The sequence below is a fragment of the Halomonas shantousis genome, assembly GCF_054654615.1.
In genome coordinates this window covers 3,563,705-3,577,022 of the sequence record NZ_BAAIER010000002.1, presented here as the reverse complement: position 1 = coordinate 3,577,022, position 13,318 = coordinate 3,563,705, and the positions used below count along the sequence as shown (strand labels likewise).

Here is a 13,318-nt window from a genome sequence, read left to right as displayed (position 1 = left end):
AGACGCTGCCCCTCACCTCTCAGGCACCGCTGACACGCAACAGTATCTTGCCGGTCGTGCTGTTTTCGCTTAGACAGCGCATGGCTTGCTCGGCCTCCTGGATGGGCCATTCCCGATCGATGAGCGGCTTGATTTCGCCACTGCTCAGGCATGGCCAGACGTGAGCGCAGAGGGCATCGAGAATAGCGCCCTTGGCTCGGGGTGTCTTGGTGCGCAGCGTCGAACCGATCAGACGTTGGCGCTTCATCAGCAGGCGTCCCAGGTCTACCTGAGCCTCGCGGCCTCCCATCAGGCCGATCAGCACCAGCCGGCCATTGACGTTCAGCACTTCCTGATCCTGGGCGATATAATCGCCGCCGACCGGGTCGAGGATCATGTCAGCCCCACCCCATGCCTTGACAGCCTCGACGAAGCTGCCGTCGTGCCGGTTCCAGCCGGCATCAGCGCCTAATTGCCGGCATGCATCGAGCTTCTCCTGACTGCCTACGGTCACGAAGCAGGGGTTGCCCTGGGTCCGGCAGAGCTGGATTGCTGCAGTGCCCACGCCGCTGGCGCCAGCATGCAACAGCACCCGCTCGCCCGGCTGGGCCGCCCCTTCCATGTACAGGTTGAGCCAGGCAGTGGCGAAAACCTCGGGCAGCGCGGCGGCTTCGCGCAGTCCCAGCCCTTGGGGGATCGGCAGCACCTGAGTTTCCGACACCACGACCTGCTCGGCGTAGCCGCCACCGGCCAGCAGAGCGCAGACCTGATCGCCGGTCTTGAAGCGCTCCACGGACTGACCGGCTTCGATGACCACGCCGCTGACTTCCAGGCCAGGGATTTCCGAGGCTCCAGGCGGGGGTGGGTAGCTGCCGCCGCGCTGCATCAGGTCGGCACGATTCATGCCGGCCCAGGCGACCTCGATGCGGACCTCGTCGGGGCCGATACCGCGCGGTGTCTCGTGCTCCCGCCACACCAGTTCCTTAGCGTCGATTGCGATCGCGTACATAAGATGCGTCCTCCATGAGTGTCATGCCACTCTATCCAAAGGACGAAAAGGATGTCACGCGACTCTTGTCGGGGGCGTTAGGCGATTCAGCAGGGCATCGGGTTCCTCCTCGGCAAACAGCTTGGTGCGGGTTGCCAAATTGAGGAAGCCATGTTCGACGGTGGTGTCGAGAAAGGTAAGCAACGGCGTATAGAAGCCCGCCACATTGAGTACCCCGATGGGCTTGTCATGCAGCCCGAGATATTGCCATGTCCACATTTCGAAGAGCTCCTCCAGCGTGCCGATGCCGCCAGGCAGGGCAACGAAAGCGTCGGCGCGGGCTGCCATGCCCGCCTTGCGCTCATGCATGTTGGCGACATGAACCAGCTCGGTGAGGCCTTGGTGAGCCATCTCCCGCTCGACCAGGTGATCCGGCATGACCCCGATGACCTCGCCACCTTCAGCGAGAGCGGCATCGGCTACCGCGCCCATGAGGCCTATACGGGCTCCACCGTAGACCAGCCCCCAGCCGCGCCGGGCGACCTCTCGTCCCAAGGCCTCTGCGGCGTGACGAAACTGGGAATGGCTCCCTTCCCGTGAACCTAGATAAACGCAGATACGCACCACGGATCTCCCTTGGAAAAGTAACTATCCTAGCGCATCACCGGCGGCGCAGCGGAACAAAAAAAGGCGCTCTGAGGCGCCTTTGGAACCGCACCGCGCCGGAGTTTTAGCGCCGAGCGCGCTCAGCGTCCCGGCGTATGGCACTGCGCAGCATTTTTATGCTGACACCGGCGACGACGATCATGAAACCTACCAGCGCCAGACTGGCAATGACGGAGCTATCCAGATACATCGTGCTGTTCTCTCAAGTGTCGTTGGTCAAACATTGCAGGGGCGGTAGGGGATCAAGCCAGGTGATCACGGACGCCATGTTCGGCATCCAGCCATTGGCCGATGACATTGTCGCCGCATAGATGGTGAGCGTACTGGGTGTGCAGGCAGCGTACCTGATCCCAGTTGCCGATACCGCCGATACCGCGTTGACGGAACAGCTCGGCATAACCCAGCGCCTCCGCCTGGTCTCGCTGGGCCGGGCTCATGTGCTGCCAGCGCTGGGCCACGTAATCCTCGTGGCTACGATGGTAAGCGGCCAGGAAGTCGGGTTCGCGCTGCAGGCGCGCCTCGAGCTCCTTGATCACGCCACGAGCTTCGATATGCGAAAGCTCGATCTTGAGACGCTCCGAACACAACCAGTAAAGCGTGGGGAAGGGCTTGTCGTCGATGATCGACTCCATGCGCAGCACCAGCGGTGTACCGTCGCGGTCGGTCGCGCTCACTGCCTGAATGCCGCGCGGTGCGCGCCCGAGCTGCTCGGTGATGATGCTCAACTGGCGGGGTGTCGGGGCCTGGTCAGTGCGGATCACCATGGGGAGGGTCCAATATGAATTTCGTCGAGTGCGCGATGGCCCGGTAAAAGGCCTGGTTGAGCTGCAGCGGGGTGGGCACGTAATGCCATTGCCGCTGGCAATAGTCCCGGGCGCGGGCCAGTAGCGCAGTGTAGAGGCGATTGAACGGCGCATCATAATCGTAGGGGTCGGCTCCCGGCAACCGGAAGTGGGGGTAATCGGCGAAGCGCTCAAGGAAGTAACGCTCCAGATCCGCTTCCACTGCACGATGTCGGCCGGCATCGTCCGGATCGAACCAGAGATCATAGCGAATCATCGGTAGCCCTCCGGCTGGATAGGCTGAAAGTGTAGGCCGGCGCCGATATTCGGCAAGTTCAGCGCTTCGCCAGAGGCACCAGCCTGGCATCGGTGAGGGCGACAAGAGCCTGGGGGGCCAAGCCGACTTCCAGGCCGCGGCGGCCCCCACTGACATGCAGCTTCTCGAGTCCGGCCGCACTGGCGTCGAGATAAGTGGGCAGGCGCTTCTTCTGTCCCAGCGGGCTGATGCCGCCCACCACGTATCCTGTCGTCCTCTCGGCCAGCGCGGCCTCGGCCATGGTCGCCTTCTTGGCACCGGCGGCCCGAGCCAGCGCTTTGAGATCGAGCGTGCCGGTCACCGGGACCAGCGCGACGACCAACTGGCCGCTGTCGAGCTTGGCGAGCAGGGTCTTGTACACGCAGGTCGGGTCGAGCGCCAACATGCGTGCAGCCTCCTCGCCGTAGGCGGGAGCCGCGGGATCGTGATGATATTCCAGGACTTCATGTGGCGTCGCGCTCTGCTCCAGCAGGCGAATGGCGGGTGTCATGCGCCTGTCTCGATGTTCGTCTCGAGGTGCTCCGACAGCACCTCGCGCAGAGCGGGAGAGAGAGGATGGGCGCCGCCTGCCTGATGATCGTAATGCACCATGACGGTACGACCACGCGCCGCGCAGCGTCCGCTCTGCCAGGCTTCCTGAGTCACCTCGAAGGAGCTGTTGCCCAGGCGCGAGAGCCAGGTGCGAATCTCCACATCCTGTCCATAATGGAGCTCGGCGAGAAACTCGACCTCGAGCTTGGCCAGGATCAGCGGCCAGCGGCGCAGATCGAGATCGGGCACGAACAGGCGGAAAAGATCGTTGCGGGCCAGCTCGAACCAGGCGGGCAGGCGGGTGTTGTTGATGTGGCCCAGGGCGTCGGTGTCATAGAACGCAGGCTCCAGGGTGCGGGTGAACATCACGAAATCTCCTTTGCCGGCTGGCTGGCCTCTCCGCAAGGCTGGACCGGGTCAAGCGGCGATTGACCGCCAGTTCGGCGCTGCAGCAACGGCTGCAGTCGGGTGTAGACCACCAGCACCAGCGTTGCGACGGCAAATCCCGCCAGGGTGCCCCACGCCAGTCCTATGACCGGATAGCTGAGCGACACACATAGTGCATAGGCCAGCAGCGAGCCCAGTCCGGCCGGATAATGCTTGATTACCGTCGCCACGGGGCGTGGTCCATGGCTGAAGTGCAGTATCACCAGGAAGGGGTACATGGTCACCGGGAACGCTGCCAACAGACCCGCCCATGCGGGGGGCAGCACATGCGCCAGCGCCGTGATGGCGAAGATGATGCCGGCGGCGAGCGTGGCGCGCAGGCCCAAGGCACCCCAGGAGAATCCTCCCCGCGGCTGGGCGCGGACTTCCGGAATCCGGCGATACAGCCAAGTGAAGAATGCAATGGCTGCCAGGGTGGTGAGCGTGCCGTTGATACGGTTGAAGTCGAATGTTGCCAGCAGGGCGCTCATCGCCAGCCATCCCGCCATGCCGCCCAGCGTGCCCAGCAGCACACCCTTGAGGCCTGGTGCGCGGCCGCAGAGCCAGTAGCCGACGCCTAGCATCAAGGTCGAGGTGAAGCCGGCCAGGGTGTGAATGGCGCCTTGTGCGGCAAAGTCGGGCGAAATCTCCAGGCCGATGAAGAACAGGGCGATCGCCGTGCCCAGCGGATAGCCGGACAACAGGCCGGCGACCCGGGTGCTGACGCGTTCGGCAATCAATGACAACCCTAGAACAACGCCCACCGAGACGGCGAGCTTGGCCAGTTGCCAGGAGAGAGGAACATCCATGCGTGAATCTCGTCGGGAACCCGAAAAGCTCGGGTATGTCATGAAAGGTTAATGAAAGCCACCCTAGCCGTGCAACCAGGGCGCCACAATCCCCTCCTTGGTCGCATACGGGCCGCCTATCGGAGGATGAGCCATGACCGAGCCACCCGAAATGCCGTCACCCTCAAGGCCCGAGTGCTGCGCGCTATGCGGGCGAGCCACGCCGCTGACTCAGCATCACCTGATTCCCAGAACCATGCATCGCAAACCGCGTTATCGCAGGCGCTACTCGCGCGATGCCATGCTCAAGCGCATTCTATGGGTGTGTCGGCCCTGTCATAGTCATCTTCACGCCGTGCTCGACGAGCGGACGCTGGCGGATCATTACGCCAGCCGCGAGGCCCTGCTCGAGCATCCCGACATTCGGGCATTCGTCGACTGGCTGGCACCCAAGCCCGCAGGCTTCAAGCCCAAGAAGCGCGCACGTCGACGCTGATCAGATCAGACGACGCGCGCCCTGATCCTGCCAGGCCGCCACGAGAGCGGCGTCGAGCGGCTGCCTGAGGTGTTCCGGCAATGCATTCTGCGCTGCGTCCAGCGAATCGAAATCGCGGTTGCGAAGCCAGCAATAGGCCCAGGCGCAGGCTTCTTCCTCACCTTGCGGCACCGGACATGATGGGAGCTGCACCAGCAGGAACAGGGCGCTTCGCGCTGCCCACAAGGGCGGGTGCGTATCGCCGCTCCACGCGGTCAGGGTGGCGCCGTCAGGCGTCCGGTCAGGCTCGCCGAGCTTGGCGATACGGGCCGTGTCGGCCAGGATCGCTGCGAGCTGGTCGGGACGAGCCTGGCCGATCAGCAGCCAATGACCGACCAGCCGTGAGCAGCCACGCATGGCCTTGGCATAAAAGGGGCTTTCAGGCATGTTCAAGCACTCTCCTGTTTTCCGAATAAGGCGCACCATGAGCTTTGATTTTGCCACGCGAATCGATCGTCGCCAGCACCCTGCCCAGAAATGGCATCGCTATGATGAGGATGTACTGCCGTTGTGGGTCGCGGACATGGATTTCGCCTCGCCCCCGGCGGTGGTCGAGGCCGTCCAGGCCCGCGCCGCCCATCCTGTCTATGGCTACGGCCATACGCCCGCGACGTTGCGCGAAGCACTCTGTTCCTGGAGTGCAAGCCATTATGAGTGGAATATCGAACCCGCCTGGCAGGTCTGGTTGCCGGGTGTCGTGCCCGCCCTGCATCTGGCCAGCCTGGCGTTGACGGCGCCGGGTGAGGGGGTACTGAGCGTCACGCCCATCTATCCGCCCTTTCTCAAGGTCGCCGAGCGTACCGGGCGCCTCAAGCAGACCGTGCCGCTTGGCGAGCCCGAGTCGGCGGGAGCCCCCTGGCGCCTCGATCTCGAAGCGCTCGAGGCGGCGCTCACTCCCGAGACCCGCCTGCTGCTGTGGTGTCATCCACACAACCCCACCGGACGCGTCTGGTCGCGTGAGGAGCTGGTCGGCCTGGCCGACATCGCCGAGCGTCACGATCTGCTGATCGTCTCCGATGAGCTGCACTGCGATCTAGTCCTCGACTCCGGCCGGAGACATCAGCCCCTGGCCTCGTTGGATCCGCGCTTGGCCAAGCGCACCATCACGCTCTGGGCAGCCTCGAAAACCTTCAACGTGGCCGGCCTGACCTGCGCCTGCGCCGTGATTGCCGATGCCGGACTGCGCCGGCGCTTTCGGGAGGCGGGGCTGGGCCTGCTGCCTGACGTCAACGTCCTGGGGCTGGCGGCGGCCGAGGCGGCGTACACCCAGGGCGAACCCTGGCGCCAGGCATTGCTGGCCACCTTGCGCGACAATCTCACTCTGCTGGAAACCTTCGTGGCGCGTTGGCCCGGCGTGCATTTCTCCCCGCCGCAATCCACCTATCTGGCCTGGCTGGATCTGCGCCGTACCGGGCTCGGGGATTCGCCCCAGCAAGCGCTGCTGAAGGAGGCGCGAGTGGCCCTGTCGGATGGCGCCGACTTCGGTTGGCCGGGATTCGTGCGGTTGAACTTCGGTACGCCTCGTGGGGTCTTGCATGAGGCGCTCGAGCGGCTCGATCCCTATCTGAGCCGATCATGACGTAAATCAATCGACGCCAGCGACCCGCTCCATTAATTTATGGAGAATGTTTCTCATTCATGGTGGCGGTCATGGTGACACGGGATTGGCAGCGCTTGACGATACTGGCCCAGCAGCACGCATGGCAGCAGCAGGGCGGCTGCCTGCGTCTGGCACGACCTTGTGCAGCGCGCTCAGGCGCTGACGGGCCGGTGCCCGATGAAGTGCGTCAGGCATTGCATCGCGCCCTGCACGGGTGGCGGCGGCGTTAGACGGGCAGCATTCGGCGTAGGGCCGCCGTCCCGCTGACAGGGGCGACGGCCGACGGGACGGCTCGTGGCTCAGTAGAGCAGGGCGAACAGCTTGCGGCGGTAGGCGACGGTAAGGGGATGCTCGGCCCCCAGGGCATCGAAGACCCGCAGCAGCGTCAGCCGGGCGGCGTCCTCGCCATAGGCGCGATCACTCTTCATCAGTGCCAGCAGCGCATCCAGCCCCGCTTCGTAATGGCCGTCGGCCACGTGGCGCAGCGCGCGCTTGAACCGGGCCTCGCTGTCATCGCGCCCTTCCAGGGCGGCCAGTTCCTCGTCGCTGGGTGCCTCCTCGCCGAATTCGATGCGGGCCTTGACGCCGCGGGCCTTGGCGGAGTCACGATGCTCGGGCGGAAGGTTGTCGAGCAGGGCGCGGGCCTCCTCGGGCTGGCCATCGGCCAGGACGGCGCTCGCCAGGCCGATCTGGTAGTCGTAGTGCTCGGGGTTTTCCTGCACCAGTTGCTGGTAGATCGCCCGGGCGCCGGCGGCGTCTCCGGCGGCGAGTGCCGCTTCGGCCTGTTCCTCGGGACTCTGACCGGTCTCTGCCGGCGCCTGCAGGTACTGGGCCAGCCATTCGCGGATCTGTTTCTCCGGCAGGGCGCCCTGGAACTGGTCGTAGAGCTGCCCCTGGACGATCAGTTTGACGTCAGGTACCGAGCGGATGCCGAGTTGGGCGGCGATCTCCTGGTTTTCCTCGATATTGAGCTTGGCGAGAACGAAAGCGCCCTGATACTCGCGGGCCAGTTTCTCGAGTATCGGCGTCAGACTCTTGCAGGGCTCGCACCAGGGCGCCCAACTGTCGAGCAGGACCGGTCCCTGCATGGAGCCCTCCAGCACGACCTGCTGGAAGTTGCTCATGTCGACCTCGACGATGTAGGACGCCGGATCCTGACCCGGGGTAGGCTGGGACTCGGCGGTCTCCGGTGTGCTGAGTGGGGCGCCGGTACGGGGATCGACGATCGGCATAGTAGTGACCCTTGGCTGAAAATGAACGAATGCTGGGGTTATGCGGGTGGCGAGGCCAAGATTCAAGCCTGCGCTCGAGAAAGCGAGGCTTTATCGTCACCCGGGGACTGTCACCAAGGAGCCTTGCCGACAGGCACAAAGAAACCGCCACCCTTCGGTATCGGTTCTTCCGGTGTGGGTAGCGGGGCCACCGAAGTTGAAACGAGAGGGAACCGACGACCGGGGCCTTCCCTGCGGACACAAAAAACCGACATCTTTCGGTATCGGCTCTTCTGGTGTTGGTAGCGGGGGCCGCCGAAGTTGAAACAAGAGGGAACCGACGACCGGAGCCTTTCCCGACAGGCACAAAAAAACCGCCCCCCTTCGGTATCGGTTCTTCCGGTGTGGGTAGCGGGGGCCGCTGAAGTTGAAACGAGAGGGAACCGACGACCGGGGCCTTCCCTGCGGACACAAAAAACCGACATCTTTCGGTATCGGCTCTTCTGGTGTTGGTAGCGGGGGCCGCCGAAGTTGAAACGAGAGGGAACCGACGACCGGGGCCTTCCCTGCGGGCACAAAAAAAACCGACACCTTTGAAGTGACCCCCAATAGTTGGACGGTTCATTCAGTCGGCGCTCAAGGCCTGAGTCCTGTATTGCACGGGGCTCAGGCCTTTTAGTTTCATCTTGATTCGCTCGTGGTTGTAATAATGGATGTACCGGTCGAGGCCCTGCTGCAACTGCTCGACAGTGTCGAACCGGCTCAGATGGAAGTACTCGGCTTTCAGGGTGCCAAAGAAACTCTCCATCGCGGCATTGTCCAGGCAGTTGCCCTTGCGTGACATGCTTTGCGTCAGCGCCTGCCCTGCCACCAGGGCACGATAGGCGGGATGCTGGTAATGCCACCCCTGATCGGAGTGCAGCAGTGGCCGGTCCGAGTTCTTCAAGCGGCCAAACGCCTGATGCAGCATGCGCTTCACCAGTGAGAGGTCGGGACGCCTACCGGTCTGATAGGCCACGATTTCGCCGTTGTAGAGATCCATGATGGGGGAGAGATACAGCTTCTGCCCGTCGATGTTGAACTCCGTGATATCAGTGACCCACTTCTGGTTGGGACCGGGGGCCTGAAACTGGCGGTCGAGTACATTGGGAGCTACACGCCCTACCGATCCTCGGTAAGCGCGATACCGCTTTGGCCGAACCAGAGATTTCAAGCCCAGTTGCTGCATCAAGCGCTGGACAGTCTTATGATTGATCGTCTCGCCTGCCTGGCGGAGGACAGCAGTGATACGACGATAGCCATAGCGCCCTTGGTGACGTTCATAGGTTGCCTGGATACGCGCCTTCAGGGAGGCGTACCGATCGACAGCGTCCTGCCCCTTGATCCGGAAGTAAAACGTACTGCGCGGCAGCTCTGCCGCACGTAGCAGCAGAACCAGCGGATGCTCATTCCTTAACCCTTGGACGGCTTGGGCTTTTTGCCCCGCATCGCCGCCCGCTTCTCGCGGGTCAAGGCATCGAGCTTTTTTAGGTAGGCGTTCTCCGCCCGCAGGTACGCCAGTTCCTCGAGCAACTCCTCGTGGGAGCGTTCGCGATCAGGCGGGGGTGGCGATGAAGAAGGCTTCTTGGCCATCGGGCGTCGTCCCTTTCGCTTCGGCGCCAGCGCGCTCAATCCTCCACTATGATACTGCTGTTCCCATCTGCCAATAGCACCACACTCACGGATATCGAACAGGACAGCAGCCTGGCGCCGTGACAAGCCATCCCGCCACATCCTCTCAAGTACCGCCAGCTTGAATGCCGCACTGCGGTGACGGTACTTCCTGCGCAGGCCCAGCGCGCCATGCTGCCGGTAGTTGTCCCGCCATTGCCGTAGGCTCGACTCGTCCAGGCCATGCTGGCGAGCCAACTCCCTTAGGCTGGTGTCCTCACGTAAACACTGCTGCACCACCCGCAGCTTGAACCTTTCGTCGTACTGCTTCTTCATAAAAACACCCCGAAGGTTGGCTTGGCTGTCCAACTTTCGGGGTGCAGTTCACCTTTCGGTATCGGTTTCTTCCGGGGTGGGTAGCGGGGCCGCCGAAGTTGAAACGAGAGGGAACCGACGACCGGGGCCTTCCCTGCGGACACAAAAAAACCGACATCTTTCGGTATCGGCTCTTCTGGTGTTGGTAGCGGGGGCCGCCGAAGTTGAAACGAGAGGGAACCGACGACCGGGGCCTTCCCTGCGGGCACAAAAAAAACCGACACCTTTCGGTATCGGTTTCTTCCGGGGTGGGTAGCGGGGCCGCCGAAGTTGAAACGAGAGGGAACCGACGATCGGGGCCTTCCCTGCGGGCACAAAAAACCGCCACTCTTCGGCATCGGTTCTTCCGGGGTAGGTAGCGGGGCCGCTGAAGTTGAAACGAGAGGGAATCGACGACCGGGACTTTCCCGACAGGCACAAAAAAACCGACACCTTTCGGTATCGGTTCTTCTGGTGTTGGTAGCGGGGGCCGGATTTGAACCGACGACCTTCGGGTTATGAGCCCGACGAGCTACCAGGCTGCTCCACCCCGCATCAGATCGTGGGGCGTATTCTACTCATTCTCGGGATTAAGTCAAGTGTGTCGATGCTTCCCTGTCATTTAATTGCCCGCATCCGCAGAGGCCTGTCCCGGCTCGTGCAGAGCGAGCGATTGCAGCAGGGAGGCCATGCGCGGCAGTTGCGCATCCCAGCTCGGCCGGTCGATCGGGCCGGTGGCAAGAATCTCGAGCAGGACCCCGCGCAACTCCTCGGCCTGACGCTGCGGCTGCCCCCAACCATCATTGAGTCTCGAGACTTGCACCTGCAGGCGCAGCGGCTCCTCGCTCGGCTCGATGGGATCGCCGGCCAGCAGGGCAAGATAGACGCGCAACTGGGCGAGACGCTCCAGCGCGGTTTCTTGGTCCCGTTGAGTCCGCGCCGCATTGCGCAGAGCGTGGGCGCGGCGGGCATCGTCGGGCAGGCTGGCCCCGAGCGCGACGTCGGCCGCGGAATGGCCGGCCAGTGCCTGGGTATCCGCGTCGACGTGAGACTCGATCAGCTCTCTCCATGAGCCCCAGTGTTGCGCCTGCTCGGCTAGGGCCAGCCGTTCGAGGCGTTCACGTCGGGTGCGTATGATGCCCTGCCAGCGGCGACGCATCCCGATACTGCGTCGGCCCGGTAGGGGCTCCAGCGCCTCGGCTTCAGCGATGGCCGTGTCTAGGACGGCATGCTCATCGCTGCGGGTCGGCTGCCAGGCATCGAGTCGCTCAATCAGGGCCTGCATGGCGTCGAGGCGTTGCTGGGCCCGCTGAGTGCGATCTTCACGCTCGGCGTCGCGTGCGGCAAAGATGTGGTCGCATAGGCTGCGGAATTCGCGCCACAACAGCTGTTCTTCACCCTTGGGAGCGCGTCCGAGGGTGCGCCAACGGTTCTGTAGCGTCTTGGCCTGTTCGGCACGACGCGCTGCGGGAGAGTCGCTTGCGAGCAGCTCTCGGGCCTGCTCGATCAGCTCACGCTTGGCCGCGGCGATCTCGCCGGCACGCTGATCGATAAGCCGTTGCAGCTCATGACGGATCTTGCCGAAGCGCTGACCGATAGCGCGGGCCTGGTCCCGGGGGACCGGAGTCAGGCGCTGCCACTGTTCACGGGCCCTGTCGCGGATCTGGCGCAGTGCGTCAGGGTCGGCTTCGGGGTTGGGCTGGGAGAGCAGGGCCTCGAGTTGCTCGCACAGGGCCTCGCGGGCCTCGAGATGCTGCTGGCGCTTGGCGTCGAGTGCCTCGCGCCACGGGGCGAGCTGGGCATGGATGCGATCCGAGGCAGCCCGGAACTGGGTGGCGAGTTCGGCCGTGGTGGCGGCGTCACCCAGGGACTTCCACTCCTTGACCAGCTGGCGGTGGCGACGGTCACGCTCTGCCTCGGGCGTGCCGGTGTCTGCCGCCAAGGCCTCGATCGCCTCGATCAGTTGGGTGCGCTTGGGACCGGCAACGAAACCGCGCCAGTCGCGCAACTCGGCCAAGCGCGCCCCCTGGCGCTTGAGAGTCGCCTCGTGAGCTTGACGGCTCGCGGCGTCGAGATGGTCGAACCGCTGACGAAGGGAGCGGTAGAGCCGACTGGCGTCCTTGAAGGCGCCGCGATCCAGCTGGGCCTCGAGCTGCTCGAGATCGTCGCGCAGGGCTTGTGTATCGGTAGCGGGCGTCGCGGCCGGTGACTGCTGCTGTTGCAGCCGTTCCCGCGCCCGGGCAATACCGGATGGCGGCGGCAACTCTTCCGGCCAGGCCAGGCGGGCAAGGCTGGCTTCGAGTTCCTCTCTCGGACCTTCCAGCGCTTGGCGCAGCTCTTCGGCATGGGCATCTGCACGGTCCCAGGCATCGATGATGGTGGCGATGTCGTGCAGCGCTCGGGTGTAACGCTCGGCGATTTCGGCATCCGGCGGGTGGCGATCGGAAAGCGTCTGCCAGCGCTCGCTATGGAGGCGACGCTGGGCCCGCAGGGTGTCGACGTCCTGAGCGGAAAGCTGCCGAGACCGGCGCAGCCCTTCCAGTGTGTCTTCCAGCGTCTCGATCAGGGCCTGGCGCGCCTGTGCGGCATCATCTCGCTGGCGTTGCTGCTCCGCCAGGGCATGGCCCTCGGTCTCGTGATCGCTCATGATCTTGTGGCAACGCTGGCTGGCTGCGTAGAAACGCTGCTCCTGTTCGGCGCTGGGCGCATCGGCCAGCGTCTCCCAGGCGCGGAGCAGGTGACGGTAGCGGGCGGCGTAGAGCGGCTCCCAGGGTTGCCGCGCCTGGGCCTCCATGGCTTCGAGAATGCGCTGGCGCTCGACACGCATCGCCTCGGCATCCGCCTCGTCGGCGCGCATCCGGTTCAGGCGCTCCCGGGCCAGCCGGGCTACCTGCTTGTCCCGTCGCGCCTCGCGAGCCAGCTGCGCCAGGCCGGTTTCGCTGGTGATGCGTTCGGCCGCCGCGTGGCGTACGGCTGCGATACCGTTATCGCTGGCTTGGCGGATCAGGTCCGTTTCGCTCTCGAGCCGCTCCAGCGCCGCCAGGCGCAACTGCAGGTTGTCTCCCTTCAGGGCGACCGTATTCAGCAGTTCCTGATCGTCGAGATGAGCAATCAGGGATTGGCGCAGCGCGAGCGAGGGTGTTTCAATGCCTCCGCACAGCAGCTGCAGCAAACGTTCGCGCAACTCCTGGGAGCCATGTGATGGCAGCAGCGCCAGCAGGCGTTCGGGGTCCTCGATACGGGCCAGGGCGGCGCGGCGTACCCGGGCATCGGGATCACTGGCGAGCTGCTCCAGACGCGTCATGTCCTCATCTTGCTGCGGATCGAGACGGGCCACGGCCTGGCAGCGAACTTCGGGATCGCGATGTTGCCAGCGGGGGGGGAAGAAGCGGCGAAAGAATCCTGACATGACCCGGCGTGCATCCTATGCATAGTGTGGCTAAAGGCGTGACGATGATGACCACGGCAGAGGCGCCTGCTGGTGGCCCGCCA

At 64.2% G+C, this 13,318-nt stretch carries 15 protein-coding genes and 1 tRNA gene; 3 read left to right on the top strand and 13 right to left on the bottom strand.

All coding sequences use genetic code 11. The features are described from left to right. Positions 1 to 19 precede the first annotated feature (19 nt). The 8 genes from ACYQ12_RS16865 to ACYQ12_RS16830 form a co-directional block, all read right to left on the bottom strand. Positions 20 to 988 (bottom strand): NAD(P)H-quinone oxidoreductase, encoded by a 969-nt coding sequence (locus ACYQ12_RS16865; protein ID WP_459873997.1) that lies wholly within the window; start codon positions 986 to 988, stop codon positions 20 to 22. A 54-nt stretch (positions 989 to 1,042) separates the two neighbouring features. Continuing rightward, entirely contained in the window at positions 1,043 to 1,594 is a 552-nt protein-coding gene (locus ACYQ12_RS16860; RefSeq protein WP_459873995.1) for an LOG family protein, read from the bottom strand. A 103-nt stretch (positions 1,595 to 1,697) separates the two neighbouring features. Continuing rightward, positions 1,698 to 1,823, bottom strand: a complete 126-nt coding sequence (locus ACYQ12_RS16855) for a hypothetical protein (protein ID WP_459873993.1) — start codon at positions 1,821 to 1,823, stop codon at positions 1,698 to 1,700. Positions 1,824 to 1,875: 52 nt separating this feature from the next. After that, complete coding sequence (locus ACYQ12_RS16850; protein ID WP_459873991.1) at positions 1,876 to 2,397, bottom strand: DUF501 domain-containing protein; 522 nt, start codon at positions 2,395 to 2,397, stop codon at positions 1,876 to 1,878. After that, the gene (locus ACYQ12_RS16845) at positions 2,381 to 2,692 is read right to left on the bottom strand and encodes a hypothetical protein (RefSeq protein WP_459873989.1); all 312 of its coding nucleotides are present in this window, start codon (positions 2,690 to 2,692) and stop codon (positions 2,381 to 2,383) included. Before ACYQ12_RS16845 ends, ACYQ12_RS16850 begins: the two co-directional genes overlap by 17 nt. Positions 2,693 to 2,750: 58 nt before the next feature. Then, positions 2,751 to 3,221, bottom strand: coding sequence for a Cys-tRNA(Pro) deacylase (gene ybaK / locus ACYQ12_RS16840; RefSeq protein WP_459873987.1), 471 nt, complete (start codon positions 3,219 to 3,221; stop codon positions 2,751 to 2,753). Beyond that, complete coding sequence (locus ACYQ12_RS16835; RefSeq protein WP_459873985.1) at positions 3,218 to 3,628, bottom strand: acyl-CoA thioesterase; 411 nt, start codon at positions 3,626 to 3,628, stop codon at positions 3,218 to 3,220. The genes ybaK and ACYQ12_RS16835 overlap by 4 nt, the downstream gene beginning before the upstream one ends. Continuing rightward, on the bottom strand, positions 3,628 to 4,497 hold the full coding sequence (locus ACYQ12_RS16830; protein ID WP_459873983.1) for a hypothetical protein: 870 nt from the start codon (positions 4,495 to 4,497) through the stop codon (positions 3,628 to 3,630). Before ACYQ12_RS16830 ends, ACYQ12_RS16835 begins: the two co-directional genes overlap by 1 nt. A 133-nt stretch (positions 4,498 to 4,630) precedes the next feature. Here ACYQ12_RS16830 and ACYQ12_RS16825 point away from each other — a divergent pair, with 133 nt between their 5' ends. Beyond that, positions 4,631 to 4,972, top strand: a complete 342-nt coding sequence (locus tag ACYQ12_RS16825; protein WP_459873981.1) for a hypothetical protein — start codon at positions 4,631 to 4,633, stop codon at positions 4,970 to 4,972. On the opposite strand, the gene ACYQ12_RS16820 is transcribed toward ACYQ12_RS16825, so the two are convergent. Further along, complete coding sequence (locus ACYQ12_RS16820; protein ID WP_459874546.1) at positions 4,973 to 5,398, bottom strand: hypothetical protein; 426 nt, start codon at positions 5,396 to 5,398, stop codon at positions 4,973 to 4,975. A 37-nt stretch (positions 5,399 to 5,435) separates the two neighbouring features. Here ACYQ12_RS16820 and ACYQ12_RS16815 point away from each other — a divergent pair, with 37 nt between their 5' ends. Continuing rightward, positions 5,436 to 6,590: a MalY/PatB family protein gene (locus ACYQ12_RS16815; RefSeq protein ID WP_459873979.1), complete on the top strand. Its 1,155-nt coding sequence runs from the start codon at positions 5,436 to 5,438 to the stop codon at positions 6,588 to 6,590. Between the two features lie 71 nt (positions 6,591 to 6,661). After that, complete coding sequence (locus ACYQ12_RS16810) at positions 6,662 to 6,841, top strand: hypothetical protein (RefSeq protein WP_459873977.1); 180 nt, start codon at positions 6,662 to 6,664, stop codon at positions 6,839 to 6,841. A gap of 69 nt (positions 6,842 to 6,910) precedes the next feature. Here the strand turns inward: ACYQ12_RS16810 and ACYQ12_RS16805 are convergent, their stop codons facing one another. From ACYQ12_RS16805 to ACYQ12_RS16790, 4 genes are all read right to left on the bottom strand, one after another. After that, positions 6,911 to 7,843, bottom strand: a complete 933-nt coding sequence (locus tag ACYQ12_RS16805; RefSeq protein ID WP_459873975.1) for a tetratricopeptide repeat protein — start codon at positions 7,841 to 7,843, stop codon at positions 6,911 to 6,913. 604 nt (positions 7,844 to 8,447) lie between these two features. Beyond that, positions 8,448 to 9,808 (bottom strand): IS3 family transposase gene (locus ACYQ12_RS16800; RefSeq protein WP_459871939.1). Its coding sequence is split into 2 segments (ribosomal slippage): positions 8,448 to 9,352 and positions 9,352 to 9,808, totalling 1,362 coding nucleotides; the frame shifts between segments, so codons are not numbered across the junction. Positions 9,809 to 10,304: 496 nt separating this feature from the next. Continuing rightward, positions 10,305 to 10,381: transfer RNA gene (locus ACYQ12_RS16795), tRNA-Met, on the bottom strand. Positions 10,382 to 10,448: 67 nt separating this feature from the next. Then, on the bottom strand, positions 10,449 to 13,235 hold the full coding sequence (locus tag ACYQ12_RS16790) for a DUF349 domain-containing protein (RefSeq protein WP_459873973.1): 2,787 nt from the start codon (positions 13,233 to 13,235) through the stop codon (positions 10,449 to 10,451). Positions 13,236 to 13,318 lie beyond the last annotated feature (83 nt).

What these genes read in the sequence shown, in the direction of transcription:
- ACYQ12_RS16845 (WP_459873989.1), bottom strand. Translation starts at nt 2,692, where the DNA reads ATGATTCGCTATGATCTCTGGTTCGATCCGGACGATGCCGGCCGACAT.
- ACYQ12_RS16865 (WP_459873997.1), bottom strand. Translation starts at nt 988, where the DNA reads ATGTACGCGATCGCAATCGACGCTAAGGAACTGGTGTGGCGGGAGCAC.
- ACYQ12_RS16835 (WP_459873985.1), bottom strand. Translation starts at nt 3,628, where the DNA reads ATGTTCACCCGCACCCTGGAGCCTGCGTTCTATGACACCGACGCCCTG.
- ACYQ12_RS16825 (WP_459873981.1), top strand. Translation starts at nt 4,631, where the DNA reads ATGACCGAGCCACCCGAAATGCCGTCACCCTCAAGGCCCGAGTGCTGC.
- ACYQ12_RS16855 (WP_459873993.1), bottom strand. Translation starts at nt 1,823, where the DNA reads ATGTATCTGGATAGCTCCGTCATTGCCAGTCTGGCGCTGGTAGGTTTC.
- ACYQ12_RS16815 (WP_459873979.1), top strand. Translation starts at nt 5,436, where the DNA reads ATGAGCTTTGATTTTGCCACGCGAATCGATCGTCGCCAGCACCCTGCC.
- ACYQ12_RS16810 (WP_459873977.1), top strand. Translation starts at nt 6,662, where the DNA reads ATGGTGACACGGGATTGGCAGCGCTTGACGATACTGGCCCAGCAGCAC.
- ACYQ12_RS16790 (WP_459873973.1), bottom strand. Translation starts at nt 13,235, where the DNA reads ATGTCAGGATTCTTTCGCCGCTTCTTCCCCCCCCGCTGGCAACATCGC.
- ACYQ12_RS16805 (WP_459873975.1), bottom strand. Translation starts at nt 7,843, where the DNA reads ATGCCGATCGTCGATCCCCGTACCGGCGCCCCACTCAGCACACCGGAG.
- ACYQ12_RS16830 (WP_459873983.1), bottom strand. Translation starts at nt 4,497, where the DNA reads ATGGATGTTCCTCTCTCCTGGCAACTGGCCAAGCTCGCCGTCTCGGTG.
- ACYQ12_RS16850 (WP_459873991.1), bottom strand. Translation starts at nt 2,397, where the DNA reads ATGGTGATCCGCACTGACCAGGCCCCGACACCCCGCCAGTTGAGCATC.
- ybaK (WP_459873987.1), bottom strand. Translation starts at nt 3,221, where the DNA reads ATGACACCCGCCATTCGCCTGCTGGAGCAGAGCGCGACGCCACATGAA.
- ACYQ12_RS16820 (WP_459874546.1), bottom strand. Translation starts at nt 5,398, where the DNA reads ATGCCTGAAAGCCCCTTTTATGCCAAGGCCATGCGTGGCTGCTCACGG.